This is a genomic window from Dapis purpurea BLCC-M126, from assembly GCF_050015975.1.
In the GTDB taxonomy this organism is placed as follows: Bacteria; Cyanobacteriota; Cyanobacteriia; order Cyanobacteriales; family Microcoleaceae; genus Trichodesmium.
Window position 1 is genome coordinate 37,286 of the sequence record NZ_JBNHER010000238.1, and the last position, 20,451, is coordinate 57,736.

Genomic DNA, 20,451 nt, shown 5'->3' on the forward strand with positions numbered 1-20,451 from the left:
AAAATTATGTTTAAAGAAACCGGGTTTGTTGAACGTAAAAGTGAGTATTGTGGGGGATTTAATACAAACCCGGTTTCTATCTTTTGATTTGATATTACTTCTAAATTAATTTTGCTAAAAATGACTAAAGTAACAATTTTGTGTGAAGATATTGACCAAGAAAGATTTATTAGAAAATATTTAATTTGCCGAGGTTTATCATCTAGAGATATTAGTTGTTACCCAAATACTAAAGGTTTGAAAGTTAAAAATAATAATGCTTCAATTTTAGCCTATTATCCCAAAATTTTAAAAAGTTATAGAAGCAGAAAAAATTCTCAAGATATTGCATTAGTAGTAATGATTGATGCTGACGATAAAACTATAGATGAAAGAATTCGTTCTCTAAATATGGCTGTAAATAAAGAAGAAGGAGAGCGAAACAAAGATATGCGTTTACCTAATGAAAAAATAGCTATTTTTGTGCCTGCCAGAAATATAGAAACTTGGTTTTCTTATATTAACGGTAATCAAGATTGTAATGAACAAGATGACTACAAAAATAAAACTCTAAATACCACAGAAAGAATTACATTAGCTGAAGCTTCAGCAACAAAATTAGCATCCGATATTTGTCCTCAAGGACTTGATGAAAATGCTCCGGATTCCCTACATCATGCTTGTAATGAACTGCAACGATTACAATTAGATAAGTGATAAAAAGTTTTTGTTTGTAGTAGGGCTTTAGCCCGAAGATAGATAGGGCTAAAGCCCTACTACGAGCTTTAATTAAACTATTCAACCGGACACAATATAACAAGTTTTTTAACCGAATAATATACTTCACGAAATTTCTTTCACATAAGCTATCTGAGTATTAACTCTTTCAAAACCCACCGACTCATAAAGTCGCGTCGCACCTGAAAGGTTATCCGCGTCAACATACAACATTGCAGTTTCGATCCCCTCTGCTTTCAACAATTTCAATGCCGACAGCAAAATACCACGCGCCAAACCCTGTTTACGGAAACCACGTCGAGTACCGAGCATATAAATTAAACCATCTTTACGTCCGTTTAATTCATTATTTTCTGAGTGAATTTGACAGTCACAAAAAGCAGCAAAAGTACCATCAGATGCAACAGCAACTAAACTTAACTCTGGTTGATATTTAAAATTTTTGAGTTTATTCTTAACCTCTTCAACAGTTATATCTTGATGATTCCAATGGTCAATAAAAGTTTGATTAAACATTTCCACCCAAGCTGCTGCATCTGCTTCATTATCTATATTTTTTAGGGTGAAACCTTCAGGAAATTTAGCTTCTGGAATAGGTTCGGTAAGCGATCGCTCCATCGTCAGAAAATACCGCCCAATTTTAAAACCACAACTTTCTAATAAAGCTATACGTTCAATATTATTACTATGTCCTCCAGACAGCACTCTAACTTTGACATTTCTTTCCCTACCAACTTCCCCCATTCGTTTCTGTCCCCACTCCAGAATTTGAGTTTCTAAATTATTACCTTGAGTTTGAGGATCGACTCGAAACCACAAAATACCTGCTATATCTTCTCCCATTTCGGGAATCATCAGTCCCGCAAGAGCTACAAGTTGACTGTTTCCATCTTCCCATAGACAAATATCCCGCTGCTTATCTACAGAAGGATTTTCAAATTGCATTAACATTTCTCCGGGAGATGGCCATTCATGGAATTGATTAGCTGATTCACTATCGTTTAGCAATCTAGCGATCACCTCTAAATCTATTTCACCTCTATAAAAACGAGGTATTATTGTTTTAATTCTCATAATTAGCCAATTTATTTAGTTATCACTTCAAACAATAATTTATTTATATGTAGAGACTACCTTGAAATTATCTCCTGACTCCTGACTTCTGACTCCTGACTCCTGACTTCCATAGCAGAACTCTTAACTAAATGACTGATATGATAGGATAGTTTGCCTATAGGAAAAGATAAAAAACATCTCATACTTTATGTCTTCTGATGCTTCTGATGCTTCCGTCTCAACTACTTCCACCTCAACACAAGAAGTAAGTACCAACTTACAAGTTAGGTTCAAAACAGAGGAAGGAAAGTTGTTATTACTATTGCCACCAGAATCTAATCATGGTGAGATAGAAAGTCCAACAGCTATGACGTGGACAGAAATTTGGCAACAGTTAAAGCAACGCCTCAAAGCGGGAGAAAGATTTTGGCAACCAAATACAGAAGTAGAGCTAATTGCATTTGACCGCCTATTAGATACTCGTCAACTCCAAGAAATAGCCGAAGCTCTTTTAGAAGTAGAACTAAAATTAGAAAGAGTTAGCACATCACGCCGTCAGACTGCTGTAGCAGCAGCTACAGTAGGCTATTCTGTGGAACAAAAATCTGCCTTGACTACCCTAAGTAAAACTCCTACAGAAAAGGTTCAACCTTTAGCTGAACCACTTTATCTACAAATGACTGTACGTTCTGGAGTAGAAATTCGGCATCCAGGTACCATAATAATTGTAGGAGACCTGAATCCAGGTGGCTCTGTAATTGCAGATGGGGATATTCTTGTATGGGGTCGTTTACGGGGAGTAGTCCATGCAGGTGCTAGAGGAAATTCTAAAAGTGTAATTATCACTTTGCAAATGGAACCAACTCTCATTAGGATTGCCGAGCAAGTTGCTAGAGGGCCAGAAAAAGCACCAGTCCAATTTTATCCTGAAGTAGCTTATGTGGTAGACCAAGGGATTCGTATTAGCAGAGCTAAAGATTTTGCTAAGATATATCGTTAACGAAGTCAGAATTCAGAAGTCAACCCACCCCTAACCCATCCCAGGATGGGAAGTCGGAAGTTATTTTTGTAATGGGGATTTAAACTTCCCTCCAAAAACATTTCGCTTTTTAAGGCGAAGTTTTAGACCCAATTATTTTGATAAATTTATTTAGGATATAGATGAGAAACCTCCAAAAATTATATTTTTAACTTCTGGTAATTAATGGCCTCAAGATAAACAATTAAAATTTAGGCGGGAAAAATAGTCATACAAAGTTTAGAATATATCAGTTTTGAAGTCTTTGCTAATTAACTTAATTTGGCAAAAACAAAATTTTCTTGACAAAATTCCCTTTTGTCTCGTAACAAAAATTGACCATATACAATTAGTTAATGTCTGATAGCTTATGAGCAGAATTATTGTGATTACTTCTGGTAAAGGTGGAGTGGGAAAAACTACCTGCACAGCAAACTTGGGGATGGCTTTAGCTCAACAAGGTAGGCGAGTCGCAGTAATTGATGCGGATTTCGGTTTGAGAAATTTGGACTTACTTCTGGGTTTGGAAAATAGAATTGTCTATACAGCAGTGGAGGTTTTAGCAGGAGAATGTCGCCTTGAACAAGCAATAGTTAGGGATAAGCGACAACCCCGTTTATCTCTTCTACCTGCGGCTCAAAACCGGATGAAAGAGGTAGTTACTCCCCAACAAATGCAGGAATTAGTAAATATGTTGACGCCAAAATATGAATATATTTTGATCGACTCTCCTGCTGGAATTGAACAGGGTTTCCAGAATGCGATCGCGCCAGCCCAAGAAGCTATAATTATTACAACACCAGAAATATCTGCAGTCCGTGATGCAGATAGAGTAATTGGACTCCTAGAAGCAAATAATGTCAGGAATATCCATCTAATAGTTAATCGGATTAGACCCCAGATGGTACAAGCTGATGAAATGATGTCTGTACAAGATGTAGAAGAAATACTTGCTATTCCACTTATGGGAATTATTCCAGATGACGAAAAAGTAATTGTATCTACTAACCGAGGAGAACCTTTAGTTTTATCAGAAAATATTTCTCAGGCAGGTTCAGAATTTAATAATATTGCTCGTCGTTTGGATGGAGAAAAAGTAGAGTTTATAGACTTAAACCCCCCACAGGAAAACTTTTTTACTTGGCTGCGTAAACTATTGTCATCTAAAGTTATTTAATCCTTGAAAATTTTACCTAAACCCACCTAATAAATGAACTATTGAGTTAAAAATAAGCTAATGCTAAATGAAATTATAGAAAAACTTTTTTCTAGAAATACTCCTAATAGTCGTGAAGAAGTTAAGCGTCGTCTCAAACTGGTTATTGCCCATGACCGTGCCGATCTTAATCCAGAATTAATTGAAGCAATGAGAAAAGAAATTATGGAAGTAGTATCTCGTTATGTCGAAATAGATGATAGCGATTCAGAATTTTTGTTAGAAAATAATCAAAGAGCTACAGCTTTAGTGGCCAATTTACCTATTAGACGTATTAGGGCCAAGCAAGAGACTGATGATAGTTAAGTAATTACATAACGAAGATTAATAATTTTAACATTATTGTTGACATAATCTATTATCTTAATTATTTTGTTTATATTTGACAATAGTAATATAAAGTGATACTTTAAACGGCTCAACTATCATATAGAAAATTCGTGAGCAAAATAATTAATATCATCCTGGATGAACGCTTCAGTGATAATCTAAAAAATGACCGGAAAATTGGGTTTCAACCCTAGCCCTTTTAGGGCAACTAAGGTTTTTCTTAATAATTTGAATGTCCCGTATTTGTCCGGGAAAAGCGGAAAGTCAATGAGAAACTCATGTCTTGAAGCACAATTTCAAAATGTCAATTCCCCCTAACCAAAGTTTTTAAGTTGTCGCCGGGGGACACTCGGAGACTAAAAACGGACGTGGATGAAAGCATAACCCTATCTTATCCCCTCCCAGGAGAGGAACTAAAGGGGTGGGTGTCGCATTCGATCAAACGTTAACCCGCCGATAAGCATTTGCTTAGTAGGAATCTCCCATGTAGAACATAGGAGAGGGTGTCAAATATTAATCTTCCCAATTTCGGATAAGTCAATAATTACAGTAAGTAGAATGGTAAGCACCGCAGAAAAAACAAACGTAGGATATATTACTCAAATTATCGGTCCAGTAGTAGATGCCAAATTCCCTAGTGGAAATCTTCCAGAAATCTACAACGCCTTAACAATTACAGGTCAAAATGAAGCAGGACAAGATGTGTCCGTGACCTGTGAAGTACAACAACTTCTAGGGGACAACCAAGTTAGAGCTGTGGCTATGAGCGCCACAGATGGCCTGGTACGTGGTATGGAAGTAGTAGATACCCGTGCTGCAATTAGTGTACCTGTAGGAACCGCAACCCTTGGTAGAATATTTAATGTTGTCGGTGAACCAGTAGACGAATTAGGTCCAATTACCACCGAGGACAAATCACCCATTCACCGTGAAGCTCCTAAACTTGTAGAACTAGAAACAAAACCTGCTGTTTTTGAAACAGGTATTAAAGTTGTAGATCTATTGGCTCCCTATCGTCGTGGTGGAAAAATTGGTCTATTTGGTGGTGCGGGTGTAGGTAAAACCGTTATCATCATGGAGTTAATTAACAACATCGCTAAAGCTCACGGTGGAGTATCTGTGTTTGGAGGTGTGGGAGAACGGACTCGTGAAGGTAATGACCTTTATAATGAAATGATTGAGTCCGGCGTGATTAACCCAGACAATCTCACCGATTCTAAAGTTGCCTTGGTTTATGGTCAGATGAACGAACCACCAGGAGCAAGGATGCGTGTTGGTCTGTCAGCTTTGACAATGGCAGAATATTTCCGGGATGTTAGTAAGCAAGACGTACTGCTATTCATTGACAATATTTTCCGATTTGTACAAGCTGGTTCTGAAGTATCTGCTCTTTTAGGAAGAATGCCTTCTGCTGTGGGATATCAACCTACCCTTGGTACAGAGATGGGTGAATTGCAAGAACGAATTACATCCACAAAAGAGGGTTCAATTACTTCTATTCAAGCTGTGTATGTACCTGCGGATGACTTGACAGATCCTGCGCCTGCGACTACTTTTGCTCACCTAGATGCTACTACAGTATTATCAAGGGGTCTTGCTTCTAAGGGTATCTATCCAGCAGTTGACCCCTTGGATTCTACATCTACTATGTTGCAGCCAAGTGTAGTTGGTGATGACCACTACAATGTTGCTCGTTCAGTACAATCTACTCTACAAAGATACAAGGAACTTCAAGATATTATCGCCATTCTTGGTTTAGACGAATTATCAGAAGATGACCGCCTAGTTGTAGCTCGTGCTCGTAAGATTGAGCGCTTCTTATCACAGCCATTCTTTGTAGCAGAAGTGTTTACAGGTTCTCCTGGTCAATATGTGAAGTTGGAAGATACCATGAAAGGCTTCAAAATGATTTTATCTGGTGAACTTGATGACTTACCAGAGCAAGCTTTCTACATGGTAGGTGGTATTGACCAAGTAATTGCTAAAGCTGAAAAACTTAAGGCAGAAGCATAGTCATAATTTGCTGTGTTAGTTATCAGATATCAAATAAATATTGACCAAAAAATAAAAGGTCTCAAGCTTCTCCTTTCAAGGGGATGAACAAAATATCTGATTCAGTATTTCAAGCCTCTGGCTGAAGCCAGAGGTACTTATAACTGATAACTGATAACTGAAATGGCAGTCAACTGACATATAAAAAACAATAACAAATTATTGACAAATGACATTAACTGTGCGTGTAATAGCTCCCGACAAAACAGTTTGGGACTCAGAAGCTGAAGAAGTAATCTTACCTAGTACAACAGGTCAATTAGGAATTTTAAGTGGACACGCTCCACTATTAACTGCTCTCGATACAGGTGTAATGCGAGTTCGTCCTGGAAAAGATTGGGTACCGATCGCTCTGATGGGTGGTTTTGCTGAAGTAGAAGCAGATGAATTAACTATACTTGTTAATGGTGCTGAAAGAGGAGATGATATTGACAAGGAAGCAGCACGTTTAGCTTATGAGGAAGCCGAAAAACGTCTGCAAACCGCTGAAAGTGGTGATAATCTTCAAGAAAAGATTCAAGCTCAAAAAACCTTAAAGCGAGCCAGAGCACGTTTGCAAGCTGCTGGTGGAATGGTTAACTAAAGTCCTACTTCTGTTAACAGGGACTGCATTTGTTCCCAGGTCAGTCCCTGTTTAATATAGATAGGTGTTTCTGGATTGTAGGGACTAGCAACTAAATCGATACTGAGAATTCTAGCTGTTTCTGGTAATACAGGTATATCTGGGTTAAAAGCAGTAGGTTGCATCAGAGAACTAGAAAAACCTTTAAAGATAGCTATTTCATCTGGTTGTTCATTAATTACTACTTTAACTATTAATACTTGATTCGGTCGTTTAATTGTGTACTGTTCCAAACGATGAGCAATATTATTATTCATTGTTTGTAGGTAAAATATTCTCTTAAGGATATATTAGTTCTTATTAGGGGTAAGGTGAGGTACAAAATTCTTGATTTTAGGGAATAGGAAAGAATCAAAACAAGTTTACTTTCACAAAGAGCGATCAAGGCTATATAACATCAATATAATAGATATTTATAAAACGAGTAAAATTAAGTAGTATTGCAAAATTATTTGTACGTTTACTAATTGCGTTTTGCCTCTTGTATATTTCACACCAAATGTTAAGTTGATTTGTTTCAGGTACTTAGAGAAGAGGAAAAAATAAATTATCAAATTTTTAACTATACCTAGTTTTGCTGGCTCTATTCTCTACTCCTTACTCCCTAAATTCAGGGTAGTTGTATATTTTTTAATTTTGAAACCCGATAATATTAATTTCCTGTAGCAGAGCGCCCTTGTCTCTGTAATTTAACCAAAACAAAGTAGCAAAGAAAAATTGTATAAATTATTAATCCAGAAAATCCCAAAAAACCTATAAATTCTTGAGGCCAATCTGGGTGAAAAATTTGTTTAAATAACCAGGGTGGATCTAACCAAACGTTACAAAAAGGATCGTTTAGTAATTCATTGCGAGGTTTAAAAGCACAAACTATAAAAGGAATTTGAAATATTGCTCCAAGTAGATTATAAACAGTAGCAGCCCAACGCCAAGAAGTAAAGCCAGCCTTGAGAGGAGAATTTCTTAGCTCTCTAATTTCCTCATTCAAATCTACCCAGAACCACAAAGATACAGGAATTAAAAATCGAGCTATTAATGATGTGAAAAAACTAATAGGTACTGCTGGAATCATTAAATAAACTGTGATTGCAAATAAACTAGCAACTCGCCAATAAATAATCAATAAGTGTTGAATAGCTTCAGATTTTTTGACAAAAGCCCAAATCAATATAAATAAAGGTATTACTATAGTCAATAATACTGCTAACCTATAGTCCATCCAGACAAAAGTTTCTAATCCAGATGTAATAGCTAAGGGTAAAAAAATTAACATAATTATTAATTTATCAAAATTATTTAAACATCATTAATTAACAATAAAAAGTTATTTATGGTATTATACTAATCCAGTAGTAAGCAACTGAGTCACAAAGTGAAGGACTTCAGTTGCTTACTTACTGAACATATATACTCAATAAACTACATCTTGATGCAGCCTATTATTAGTTAATTTTAGTTATCGTGTACTCGACATTCAACAGCATCAGGATTATCATCGCAATAAGTTTCAAAGGAATTTTTAGGTTTATGTTCCTTTTGATGAGAAGCTTCAGCTTGAAGTTCTTCCACTACATCCCAAGCTGCTGCACATTCTTTAGAGTTAGCACCAGAAACATCACAAGCGTTACGAGCTACCTCACGCTCTTGTTCAATTTTTTCCTCAATGTTATTATTAGTCATAGTTTTCTTAATTTTGACTTACTACCTACAGATTTTAGGATTTAATTCCTAACTAAACTAGAACACTAGAACAAGGGCTAGGAATTGAAAAATAGGCCAAGAAATCAGCTAAAATTATTTCTCTATTCCTAGTTATATAGTTTTTCAGAAGTCCCTAACCAAATGATCTTGATCTTTTAAGATTTGCCTACCAAGAATCAAAGTATTAGACTCCAAAATGTCCAGGCTGTAAAACAACATTTAATATACTAACATAGCTAAAATGACAAGCTGTTCTATAAGTAAAAATTATCAAATAAAAACAAAAATTATTGTAAATCTCAGAATAGTTCTATAAGTCTTTAATATTTTTAGTTATAAGTTAGAGCTTATTGATAAATTAAATCTTAATACACAATTATTTAAATAGATAAGTATGCTGAGATTTTTCAGGAAATTCAGAACTTTGCGCATATGTTGAGGTATACTTTAAAACTAACGTTTATTTTCTGTTATCTTTTCTCTATTCCCTACTCCTCCCAAATTTTATACCTCTAAGACTCTAAAATGGCTGTGAATGCACAAAAAAAAAGTCACGAAAAATTACAATTCAATATAATTAAATCTGGTTCTTTGTGGGAAATAAAAATCAAAAACAATGGCTGTAATTAACTGATTGATATTGATAGGTAAAAATCTATAAATTGTGGATTTATTTTCATCATACAAAGGTGAGAAGAATTTCTTTCCTAAGTATTGTGGAATTCAGAATTCAGATTCCTATAAAACAAGATAATATTTTTTATATAAATTATAATAGATTTTGAATCAACTCGTGAGAAAAGGGTGGAACTTCCAGGTAAATTGTTAAAGAAGCAGTCACCACTCAGTAAGATAATTTTTTTTAACGTTGAGAAGGAAATTTCAACCCAAGCCCAAAAAGCTGTTAACGTAGTTAAAACCCAGGAAACTAGATGTTTTAGCACCATTACAGCACCGAAAAGCTAAACACTGATAGCTAGTTAAATCAGCAGATAAATTACGCAAAAACCGGGTTGAGTAAAGGAATTTCCTGAGAGCTAAAAACAATAATAAAGGCAATAAATCCTATTTCTTGTTTGAGTGTTTGAGTCTCGTAGGACTCAAAAAATTAACTCTATCCTCTGGTATTTTACCTTATTTCTACCTTTTACCCTCTTCGTGATTCCCTATTCGCAATTATTTAACTGAAATATTAACATTAGAAATATAATCATAATTCATAAGGAGAATCAAACAGATGAAGTGGTCAAACTTTATTTCAACACGTCCCTCATTAGAAGCAGCAGTTAAAGAAGTAGCAGAAAAAAGTTTAGAATCATTAGGAACTGCAGCAGATTTAGGACTGGTATTTATCTCATCAGCTTTTACCAGTGAATATCCACGACTAATGCCCCTGCTGAAAGAATATCTACCAGAAACAATTATAATAGGCTGTGGTGGTGGCGGTATTGTGGGTATGAATGACCACGGAAAACCAGAGGAAGTAGAACAACAAACGGCCATTAGCCTCAGTTTGGCATATTTGCCAGAAGTAACAGTAAAAGCTTTTCACATATCAGCAGAACAACTACCAGATTTAGACAGTTCTCCTGATGATTGGTGTAATCTAATCGGAGTACCTACGGCAGATCAACCTCAATTTATTATTCTTGCCGATCCATTTTCTGCTAAAATTAACGACCTGCTTCAAGGGCTAGATTATGCTTATCCTCATTCCCCCAAGGTGGGAGGATTAGCTAGTAGTGGACTAAATGGCCAAAATACCGGAATCTTTTGTGAAGATAGACTCTATCAAGAAGGAGTTGTAGGAGTCTCTCTCTCTGGCAAGATTATCTTAGAAACAATAGTAGCTCAGGGTTGTCGCCCTATTGGCAAACCTTATCGGGTTACAGAAGGAGAACGTAATATTGTTCTAGAACTGGAAGAATTAGTTAGTTCCGATCAAATTGTTAGTGGTGGTGTTAAACAATCTCCATTAGAAGCATTACAGAATTTAGTCCAAAATCTCAGCGAAAATGACCGAAAATTAGCAGAAAACTCTCTCTTTGTCGGTATAGTCGGAGACGAATTTAAGCAAAATTTAGAGCAGGGAGACTTTTTAATCCGTAATTTGATAGGGGTAGATCCTAAAGCAGGAGCGATCGCTATAGGTGATAAAGTGAGAACTGGACAACGTATTCAATTTCATTTACGGGATGCCCATACTTCAGCAGAAGATTTAGAAATGTTACTACAGCGCTATCAAAGAGAAGTTGCTTTGGAGACTACAACTACAAACAATGCTGTTGCTTTAATGTTCTCTTGTTTGGGACGTGGAGAGGGACTATATGGTAAACCTAACTTTGATTCTAGATTATTTAGTAGTTATTTGAATATTCCTATAAGTGGATTTTTCTGTAATGGGGAAATTGGCCCTGTAGGTAGTAGTACATTTTTACATGGTTATACTTCTGTATTTGGTATTTGCCGTGAACCTTCTTGAGAAATTGATATACCTGAAATCACAATTCAGAACTCAGAAGTTAAATTTGCAGGACGGACTAAATTTGAAAGTTTAAGAATGCCTTAATGGTAATGGCGACTGCTAGAACTGGTAATGAGTTAAAAGTCAAAAGCGATAAGTCTGCACTTTTGACTTGACTATTTTTTACAAAAAAAAATTATTAACTATTGAAAATAAAGTCTAAAATCAACATATTTCTTGCAAAAGTTAGAAACAGAGAATAAAAAATAGAACCTACATTCCGCACGACAAAATGTAGTATAAACAATAGGAGACAGGAGACAGGAGACAGGAGACAGGAGACAGGAGACAGGAGACAATTATAGTGGTCAATAGGAGTAAGTAATTGAGTATTTATGCTTAATATTTTCCTGAGAATTTGACTCCTCAGAAACGTCAATGAATCGGAGCTACATAGTATAAATACCTACCAAGCTGCCGTTTTTATACTACTTTTAATGCTACAACTTGACGTGCGGAATGTGGGATAGAAACATTATAAAAAAGTCAAAAAAAGTTGATTTTGATTTTGGTCATAGGTTGAATAATTTACTTAGGCAAATAGAGTACTTTTATTGCAACAGTAATGTGGCATTATTATCAATACTATTAGTAGCACTAAAACTTTGAAAATATTGCCGGACATCAGGTGGAAAATTAGGAAAATCTAACACAGCATCCCCATTCGCAATATCAGCCCAAAAATAACGCAGACTAGGAGCAAGTTGGGCAGCAAATTCTGGCGATAAATTTAAAGGAGGGTTAGTCAAAAGTTTAGACATAAAAGGAAAAGATCGATCGCCGATCCAGTCCCTAGAAATATCACTTAAGTCAGGCAAGTTAGGCAAAGAATTAACGCGATGACTTTCAATTTGTAAAGACTGTTTACCATTGGCATCAGTAGTAAAATCAATTATTCGATAAGGATGAGGATAACTAACTAAAGAACCAGTTGTAATTTCATAAATTCCTTGATATTCAGCAACATCCTGAACATGAATATGACCAGTAAATATAAGCTTAACACCTGCAGATTGGAGAATATCTAACAATAGCGACCTATTTTCTAACATATAACGACGACCAAGAGGATTATTATATTGATCTGGCAAATGTTCAATTACATTGTGATGTATCATCACCATCACTAATTCCTCTTCAGCAGTGCTTAAAACCTGTTGCAACCAATTTAATTGTTCTATCTCTAAACCACCAGTATATTCTTGTTTTCCTGAATTATCAAATTGATTAGAATTTAGCCCAATTATCCGCACTCCTGGCAATACTTGTTCGGTATAATATAATCGTTGTTGATAATCATATCCGCAATGATGATAATAACAAGGAAAATCTGCTAAAGCAATAGAATAATCATTGGCAAATTTGACAGGTACATCGTGATTACCAGGAACTACATAAACAGGGTAAGGAAGTGCCGCTAATCTTTTGCTTAACCAAGTATGATTTTCTGGTTCACCATCTTGAGTTAAGTCTCCAGGTAGTAGTAAAAAATCAATATCTAACTTACTTAAATGTTCGAGTACCAGTTCCAAAGCAGGAATACTAACTTCTACTAAATGAAAACGATGTGCTTGTTCAGCAATAGTATGAGGGACTGCAATATGTAAGTCACTCGCAACAGCAAATCTAAAATTTAAAGCCATGGAAAAAGTCCTCTGGAAGTTAGGCTAAATTAATATGTTAATTATTTTTCTAGATTTCCATTGTATTTCACAATTAGTGAGGAATAAAAATATGGCCATAAATCTCAAGCTGTTGGAAATCTATAGCACTACAAATAAAGTGTTAGGACATTATTGCCCCTTTCAAATATAGTTTGTCCTGTGAATTTAACTTCTGACTTCTAACTTCTGACTTCTGCTATAGTTGACGGTAAGGGATGATAACATTAAGATTAAAGATAGAAATAATAAGGCAATTTGTAGACTCTAGGTGAAAGCAATGCCAGAAGCTGAACTTCCTGGAAACCAGCACTTACCCAAAACAAATGATCCAGTAAATCACCAAAAACTGGACCACAATCATGCATTGGACAAAATTGAACAACATCTAGCTCCAGAAGAACAAACATTTCCAGAGAATGATGAGTGGGAAACTGTTAATTTTCCTGATGCTATTAGTGTAGATTCAATTCCAGTATTAGAGACAACTTCAGCAGAACCACAAGATTTAATATTAACTACTCAAAACCGAACCGAAAGAAAGTCCCAGGAAGTTCCAGGATTTGAAGTAGTTTTGACAAAAGACTCTACCGAAGAACTAGAATCTGCAAATCTTATGGAAGCTTTGCATGAATGTAATCGTGAACTGGTAAATAGAGTTACAGAACTAGAAACATCCTTAGAAGAATGTCAGAAAACTCTAGAAAATCAAGAAAAGTTACTAGAAGAAAGAACTAGAGAACTAGCAGTAACTCAACAGCAAGTAACTCGTTTATTCTACAAATTAGAATTGTGTAATCAAATTATTCAGCGTCAGGAAGTTTTAGTAGAGTCTCTAACAGATAAGTGGGAAAATAGTCAACAACAACAGGCACAAATGGAAAGAGAATGTGCCTTAACTAAACAATCTTACAACCAACAAAATTATCATCTTAAAGAATTAGAAAATAGTTGCCTAGAGTTGCGTTCAAGACTATATCGGCAGCAACAGCAAACTCTACAATTTAAAGCAGCTTTAGAAAGATGCTTGGAAATGCCGGGGAGAATGGATGTGGTAAATCAACCAACAGAAAAGCCAACAGAACTATCTCCACTTGTGGCATCTCAAGTAAGTTCTCAATCTCAACCTTCTAAACAAGAGAATCCTTTCATTCAGGCTGACACTAAAATATTACCTCTTATAAATTCCGAACCAGTTAAACCTTGGTCTCCACAAACAAAAAATAAACAAGAAGAAAAATCTATTCTTGACAAGAAAGAAACAACTATTGCCAAGATTAATTTGGGCAAGAAATTAGATTTACCTCAAGGTTTGACAAAACAACAACAAATCTCATCATCAGAAGAAAATACTCCTGAGAATGACTTTTTCGCTGAGATTAGCGAAAGTACATTAAATCCTACCCTACCCTCATTTAGTAGAATAGGTGAAGTTTCAGATTATGAATTAGTAGACAAAGCATCTCAAAAAGATATTTTAGAAGATACAGAAGCAGGAGAATATGTAGTTATAGAAAATGATTTAGCTGAAGCACAAAGTCAATATCAAGAAACAGAAAGATTAGAAGAAAATAAGATCATAGCAGAAAATAAAACAGCAGATACTTTTGCAGAGGAAGCAAATACAACAATTCAACACGAACGCATATCATGGAATATATCTACAGGAAAGTGGAATGTTTGTGAGTATCAACCTGAACCTGAACCAGAAACAGAAACAGAAATAAATGCCGAAATAAATGCAGAAGAGTTTTATGAAGTTGTGGAGGAAGTTCAGGAAGATGTTGAAGAAACAATACCGGTAAATAGTAAGTTACATTTACCAACTTGGAGCCAACCTGTATTTGAGCCTGAACCTTTTGAAGAAGATGTGGTATCAGAAGTTCCACAAAAACAAGACCTCTCACTAGGAGCAATAGATTTGCCTAGCTTTCCCAGAATTCCTATTGACGATCAACCATCGGCAGTGAATGGGTAGAATTAAGTGGAGAAAGATTTGTGTGTCTTAGTTTTCATTATGAAATGGGAAAAATACTTTATTAATATTATATTTCTACCAAATCATAAATATGTCATTAGCAAGTTTAACAGATTAGAACAAAGTAATTTCAATGTTTCTCAGAATACTTTCTAATCTTGAAAATGATACTGTTTAAGCACACTTACATATTATATTATGTTCGCTGGTATCAGAGCGTGTAAACCAAAGGGTGAATATCTACAGGAAATTTAAGTTTTTTTGGGGTTAATACCCTTCAATAAAGCCTGACAAAGCAAATTTCTCAATTCTCAATTCTCAATCCTCAATTCTTACCCTTTTACAATACCGATGCTACCGGACATGATATTAGACCTCTCCGGAAAAGAGAGAGTAGGAAGTAGGGGGAAAGAATTAATGATTTCTGCACGATAATTGATTTTATTTTTAATTATTGGATATGTCTATTATACCAATTTGATAAATGTTTGCTACAAATGCTAGAAGTAAGGAAGAAGGAGGAAATATTGAAAAAAAGGGGGAAATGATAGATATAACTATCTCACATGAATTAGAGTAGCTATTTTTCAGCACATCCGATCAGGGGCTACCTTTTCGTAGCATTCTTTTTTCAAAGTGGTATTATACTTTTCGCTTTATAATGAAAAAAACTGGCAAATTATTGTCATATAAGGATTTTAGCTATTTATAAATCAAAAATTCTGGAATTACTACTATGTATTAATTTGAGCTATTTTTTCCATTGTTTAGACGAAAATTAATGAATTTGCTGATAGAATAATCTGGCACGTGGTATGCGGAAGTCAAAAGTTTACTACAAAAGCTTTGTCTTAGGCTTAATGTTTAGTGCTATATATTATATTGGTAATTTTTTATCCAGATTTTTTGCACTAAAAAATAATCTAAAGTGTATAAATATCCATCACAGCAATATTTAATCAGGATCTCCGAATCGAAATTGAAGATATCTTTGCCTGAGAACATTAAAAATGACTATCATTATTAAAAACAAAAAATCAAGATTTTACAGCAGATTGCAAGTAAATGAGGTACAGTCTTTGATTTGGTGAATCCCCAGCATTTAAAAATTTGCTTGACAAACTTTTTTTGCTGTACCTGATAAACCTGAAATACGTTGTACATAAATCTTTAATCCTTTATTCCAAAATATTTTGAGGTTCTTGTCACCTCGTGAGGGGAACTGAAGACAGATTCCCCTTTTTTTCACTTTAATGTCCGAGCAAATTCACTCCTACAGTAATAATTAGGGTTTGCTGATTAAATCTAAAAGCATGGGCAGATAAAGGTTTGAGCATTTTCAAGTCCTGAAAAAGTAGGAGATTTTAAGCCAGGGTAAGCTCAAAAAGTTAGTATTTGGGTAAGAGTTAGGGAGGTTGGAGCAAAGGATAATTTTTCTGATTACCTCCTGTATAACTCCCTGTCTGTGTTGAGTTTTCACCACTCCCTACTCCCTACTCCCTCCCTTCACCATCAGACTTTTGAGCGCAAGCCCTAATTAACTATAAGCTTCTATCGGCAAACAAGAACAGACAAAATTGCGATCGCCAAAAGCATTATCAACCCGCCCTACAGCAGGCCAAAACTTATGCTCTCGCGTCCAAGGTGCAGGATAAGCAGCACGTTGGCGAGAATAACCATGCTTCCACTCATCCACCATTAAACTTTCAGCAGTGTGAGGCGCATTTTTCAACAAATTATCCTCTTTATCTGCTTTACCAGTTTCAATTTCCTCAATTTCCTGACGAATAGAAATCATCGCATCACAAAAACGATCTAACTCCTCCTTCGACTCACTCTCCGTCGGCTCAACCATAATTGTACCTGCTACAGGCCAAGAAACAGTCGGCGCGTGAAAACCATAATCCATCAAGCGTTTAGCAATATCTTCTACTTCAATACCAGCCGACTTTTTCAACGGACGCAAATCCAAAATGCACTCGTGAGCAATAAACCCATACTTGCCCTTGTACAAAACCGGATAATAATTATCCAACCGTTGAGCAATATAATTAGCATTCAAAATTGCTATCTTAGTTGCATCAGTCAAACCATCTGCACCCATCATGGCAATATACATCCAAGAAATTGGCAGAATACTCGCACTACCCCAAGGTGCAGCAGATACTGCTCCACTAGAATTTTCTCGACCAATACTAATAACAGAATGTCCTGGTAAAAACGGTGCCAAATGAGACTTAACCCCAATTGGCCCCATTCCTGGACCACCGCCACCGTGAGGGATGCAAAAAGTCTTGTGCAAGTTCAAATGACAAACATCGGCACCAATTTCCGCAGGACGACATAATCCGACTTGAGCATTCATATTCGCTCCATCCATATAAACTTGCCCACCGAAACCGTGGATGATTTCACAGATATCAACAATGTCTTCCTCGAATACACCGTGAGTAGAAGGGTAAGTAATCATCATGGCAGCCAAATTATCTTTGTGCTTTTCTGCCTTTTTCTGCAAATCTGCAATATCTATATTTCCTTGTTTATCGCACTTGACAACCACAACTTTTAAACCACTCATCACTGCTGAAGCAGGGTTTGTACCATGAGCAGAATCAGGAATTAAACAGACATTGCGATGTGCTTCCCCACGGTGAGCATGATATTCGCGAATTACTAATAAACCCGTATATTCTCCCTGGGAACCTGCATTTGGTTGGAGAGAAATTGCTGCAAAACCTGTGATTTCTGCCAACCATTCCTCCAGTTGCTCAAACATTATTTGATAACCTTTGGTTTGAGAAGTGGGAGCAAAAGGATGAATTTTGGCAAATTCTGGCCAGGTTACAGGTATCATTTCTGCTGTAGCATTGAGTTTCATTGTACAGGAACCCAAGGGTATCATTGATGTTGTCAAAGATAAATCTTTTGACTGCAAACGATGAATGTAACGCAAGAGTTCTGTTTCAGAATGATAACTGTTAAATACTGGGTGAGTTAGATAACTGCTAGTCCGAGCATAAGAACTTTGAGAAATTGGGGAAATATTTTCATTTTCTATGTCTGGCAACTTTTCTCCACCAGCAAAAATTTGCCACAGATTTTGTACATCTGTATCAGTAGTAGTTTCATCTAGAGAAATACTAACTATTTGCTCGTCAAAAGTTCGTAGATTAATACCTAGATTTTCAGCCGCATCAATAATTTCTTTTGCACTCTTCACAGGAGAGTCAACACCCACTGTTACCCGAATAGTATCAAAAAATGCTTCTGTACCAATTTGATAACCAAGCTGTTTTAAACCTGTTGCCAACTTAACAGTCAAATTATGGATATTTTCCGCAATTTCTTTTAAACCATCGGGACCATGATAAACTGCATACATACCTGCCATTACCGCTAGTAAAACTTGAGCAGTACAAATATTGCTAGTTGCCTTCTCCCGCCTAATATGTTGTTCCCGTGTTTGTAGTGCCAATCTTAATGCTGGATTGCCATTAGCATCTTGAGAAACTCCAACAATACGTCCAGGAGTTTGTCGTTTATAAGCTTCTTTCGTAGCAAAGTAAGCAGCATGGGGACCGCCATATCCGAGAGACACACCAAAACGTTGAGTATTACCTACCACAACATCAGCACCAAATTCTCCAGGAGGGGTAAGTAAGGTTAAACTGAGTAAATCAGCAGCAACAGTTACTAAACCTCCTACCTCGTGAACTTTTTCCACAAATTCGCGGTAGTCATAAATTGCTCCGTCAGTAGCAGGATATTGGAGAAGTGCGCCAAAAATTGGTTTATCAAAGTTGTAGGTGGGGAAATCCCCAACTATTACTTCTATTCCCAATGGTTGTGCCCTAGTTTTCACAACTTCAATATTCTGAGGATGGCAGTTAGAGTCAACAAAGAAAGCTTCTGCTTTGGTTTTGCATAAACCGTAACTCATACTCATCGCTTCGGCTGCTGCTGTAGCTTCATCAAGCAGGGAGGCATTAGCTATTTCTAAACCAGTTAAGTCTGTAACCATAGTTTGGAAATTCAGCAAAGCTTCCATCCTTCCTTGAGCTATTTCTGCTTGGTAAGGAGTATAAGCGGTGTACCAACCAGGATTTTCTAGGATATTGCGGAGGATAACTGGTGGGGTAATACAGTCGTAATAACCCATACCAATGAAGGAACGAAATACCTTATTTTTAGAGATTATTTCTTTGATTTGGGCAAGGGCAGCACTTTCACTCAGATACTTGGGCAAATTGAGGGGTTGCTGGTATCTAATTTTTTGGGGAACTGTTTTGTCAATTAAGTCATTTAGGGAAGAAATGCCTAATACGGCCAACATTTGTTGAATTTTCTCAGAAGTAGGGCCAATATGTCGTTGAGAAAAATCTGTTGACTTTTGGCCTTCGTTAGCTAGTTGTAGTTTATTACTTGACTTTGTATTAGATTGATATACTGCTACCACTTTGATGTTCCTTGGAATCAATGTCTCATTTATTTAGTTGTAACAAAAATTCATACCTTAATGCTAGGTAGAGAGTCAAGTTATCTGTTGGGATGATGGGCCAAAGTTCGGTATTTTTAACCAAGAAGTAGTTACAGATAAAAAAAGGAATCTGATAATTTGAGAGATTGCCACAGGGGGTTTAATGTTGAGCAGACAAAAATAATTAATTTTCCCACCCCCCTCACAATGACGTAATCAACCCAATTGTCATTGCCAGGCGGTAATCAAGCGGTAATCAAACAGTTAACCTTCTCGAAAAAGTATAAACTTAGCCGAAGCAATCTGATAATTTGAGAGATTGCCACAGGGGGTTTAATATTGAGCAGACAAAAATAATTGTTTTTGCTACCCCCCTGGCAATGACGTAATCAACCCAATTGTCATTGCCAGGCAGTAATCAAACAGTTAACCTTCTCGAAAAAGTATAAACTTAGCCGAAGCAATCTCTTTTATTTTCCACCTCCCAGTAGTGCTTAACCCAATAATCAATCCCATAAATAACTGATAACTGATATATTAATAACTGATAACTGAATTGCATATCTTCCTTAAAACTAGAAATATACATAGGTGAAAATTTATAGTTGTGAGGCAAGGGTTAACATTTATGGTTTTTCCTAAGAAATGGTTGTCTATTCTCAGTGTTAATAATCTGATGTTATTTAATGTCAGTTTTCCTGTATTAATGTTGCCCAATATTGTCAATGACGCAGAAGTAATTGCTCAAACAGACAAGATTGCTGAAGCAGAAAGATTATTTATGCAGGGAACTGAACTATTTAAGCAGGGAACAGCAGAATTAAAAAAACAGGCAATAGAAATTTGGGAAAAAGCACTGCAACTTTATCAAGAAACTGGCAATAGAAGAGGAGAAGCTTTAAGCTTTTTGTTTATTGGTCGTGTCTACAGTGACTTAGGAGAAAAACAACTTGCACTAAATTTCTACAATCAAGCTTTACCTATATTTCAGCAAGTAGGCGATAGCCATCTGGAAGCAACGACTCTCAATAATATTGGCGATGTCTACAATAGCTTAGGAGAAAAACAAAAAGCACTCGATTACTACAATCAAGCTTTA

The 20,451-nt window shown here is 36.1% G+C and carries 15 protein-coding genes; 9 read left to right on the plus strand and 6 right to left on the minus strand.

Going from position 1 to position 20,451, the window contains the following annotated elements; translation table 11 throughout:
- Positions 1-120: 120 nt before the first annotated feature.
- Positions 121-696 (plus strand): hypothetical protein, encoded by a 576-nt coding sequence (locus tag ACP6PL_RS21475; RefSeq protein WP_426547311.1) that lies wholly within the window; start codon positions 121-123, stop codon positions 694-696.
- A 126-nt stretch (positions 697-822) separates the two neighbouring features.
- Here the strand turns inward: ACP6PL_RS21475 and ACP6PL_RS21480 are convergent, their stop codons facing one another.
- Positions 823-1,791: a GNAT family N-acetyltransferase gene (locus tag ACP6PL_RS21480; RefSeq protein ID WP_426547312.1), complete on the minus strand. Its 969-nt coding sequence runs from the start codon at positions 1,789-1,791 to the stop codon at positions 823-825.
- Between the two features lie 190 nt (positions 1,792-1,981).
- Here ACP6PL_RS21480 and minC point away from each other — a divergent pair, with 190 nt between their 5' ends.
- The 5 genes from minC to atpC all read left to right on the plus strand — a co-directional run bounded on the left by minC (position 1,982) and on the right by atpC (position 6,972).
- On the plus strand, positions 1,982-2,773 hold the full coding sequence (minC, locus tag ACP6PL_RS21485) for a septum site-determining protein MinC (RefSeq protein WP_426547313.1): 792 nt from the start codon (positions 1,982-1,984) through the stop codon (positions 2,771-2,773).
- Positions 2,774-3,161: 388 nt separating this feature from the next.
- On the plus strand, positions 3,162-3,968 hold the full coding sequence (gene minD / locus ACP6PL_RS21490) for a septum site-determining protein MinD (protein ID WP_426547314.1): 807 nt from the start codon (positions 3,162-3,164) through the stop codon (positions 3,966-3,968).
- Positions 3,969-4,028: 60 nt separating this feature from the next.
- Entirely contained in the window at positions 4,029-4,313 is a 285-nt protein-coding gene (gene minE, locus ACP6PL_RS21495) for a cell division topological specificity factor MinE (protein WP_426547315.1), read from the plus strand.
- A gap of 582 nt (positions 4,314-4,895) precedes the next feature.
- The gene (gene atpD / locus ACP6PL_RS21500) at positions 4,896-6,350 is read left to right on the plus strand and encodes a F0F1 ATP synthase subunit beta (protein WP_426547316.1); all 1,455 of its coding nucleotides are present in this window, start codon (positions 4,896-4,898) and stop codon (positions 6,348-6,350) included.
- 208 nt (positions 6,351-6,558) lie between these two features.
- Entirely contained in the window at positions 6,559-6,972 is a 414-nt protein-coding gene (atpC, locus tag ACP6PL_RS21505) for an ATP synthase F1 subunit epsilon (protein WP_426547317.1), read from the plus strand.
- On the opposite strand, the gene ACP6PL_RS21510 is transcribed toward atpC, so the two are convergent.
- The 3 genes from ACP6PL_RS21510 to ACP6PL_RS21520 form a co-directional block, all read right to left on the minus strand.
- Complete coding sequence (locus ACP6PL_RS21510; protein ID WP_426547318.1) at positions 6,969-7,268, minus strand: DUF7734 family protein; 300 nt, start codon at positions 7,266-7,268, stop codon at positions 6,969-6,971. The two genes, atpC and ACP6PL_RS21510, sit on opposite strands and share 4 nt — an antisense overlap.
- A 395-nt stretch (positions 7,269-7,663) precedes the next feature.
- Complete coding sequence (locus ACP6PL_RS21515) at positions 7,664-8,284, minus strand: DUF3177 family protein (RefSeq protein WP_426547319.1); 621 nt, start codon at positions 8,282-8,284, stop codon at positions 7,664-7,666.
- A gap of 179 nt (positions 8,285-8,463) precedes the next feature.
- Positions 8,464-8,691, minus strand: coding sequence for a Calvin cycle protein CP12 (locus ACP6PL_RS21520; protein WP_426547320.1), 228 nt, complete (start codon positions 8,689-8,691; stop codon positions 8,464-8,466).
- Between the two features lie 1,258 nt (positions 8,692-9,949).
- Between ACP6PL_RS21520 and ACP6PL_RS21525 the strand changes: the two genes are divergently transcribed.
- Positions 9,950-11,194, plus strand: coding sequence for an FIST signal transduction protein (locus ACP6PL_RS21525; RefSeq protein ID WP_426547321.1), 1,245 nt, complete (start codon positions 9,950-9,952; stop codon positions 11,192-11,194).
- Positions 11,195-11,787: 593 nt separating this feature from the next.
- Here ACP6PL_RS21525 and ACP6PL_RS21530 read toward each other — a convergent pair.
- Positions 11,788-12,879: a metallophosphoesterase family protein gene (locus tag ACP6PL_RS21530; RefSeq protein ID WP_426547322.1), complete on the minus strand. Its 1,092-nt coding sequence runs from the start codon at positions 12,877-12,879 to the stop codon at positions 11,788-11,790.
- A gap of 298 nt (positions 12,880-13,177) precedes the next feature.
- Here ACP6PL_RS21530 and ACP6PL_RS21535 point away from each other — a divergent pair, with 298 nt between their 5' ends.
- A complete protein-coding gene (locus ACP6PL_RS21535) occupies positions 13,178-14,875 on the plus strand; it encodes a hypothetical protein (RefSeq protein ID WP_426547323.1) in 1,698 nt (565 codons plus the stop codon).
- Positions 14,876-16,412: 1,537 nt separating this feature from the next.
- Here ACP6PL_RS21535 and gcvP read toward each other — a convergent pair.
- Complete coding sequence (gcvP, locus tag ACP6PL_RS21540) at positions 16,413-19,331, minus strand: aminomethyl-transferring glycine dehydrogenase (protein WP_426547324.1); 2,919 nt, start codon at positions 19,329-19,331, stop codon at positions 16,413-16,415.
- Between the two features lie 649 nt (positions 19,332-19,980).
- Here gcvP and ACP6PL_RS21545 point away from each other — a divergent pair.
- Positions 19,981-20,451 (plus strand): tetratricopeptide repeat protein (locus tag ACP6PL_RS21545; RefSeq protein ID WP_426547325.1); only part of this gene is annotated, 471 nt, incomplete at its 3' end.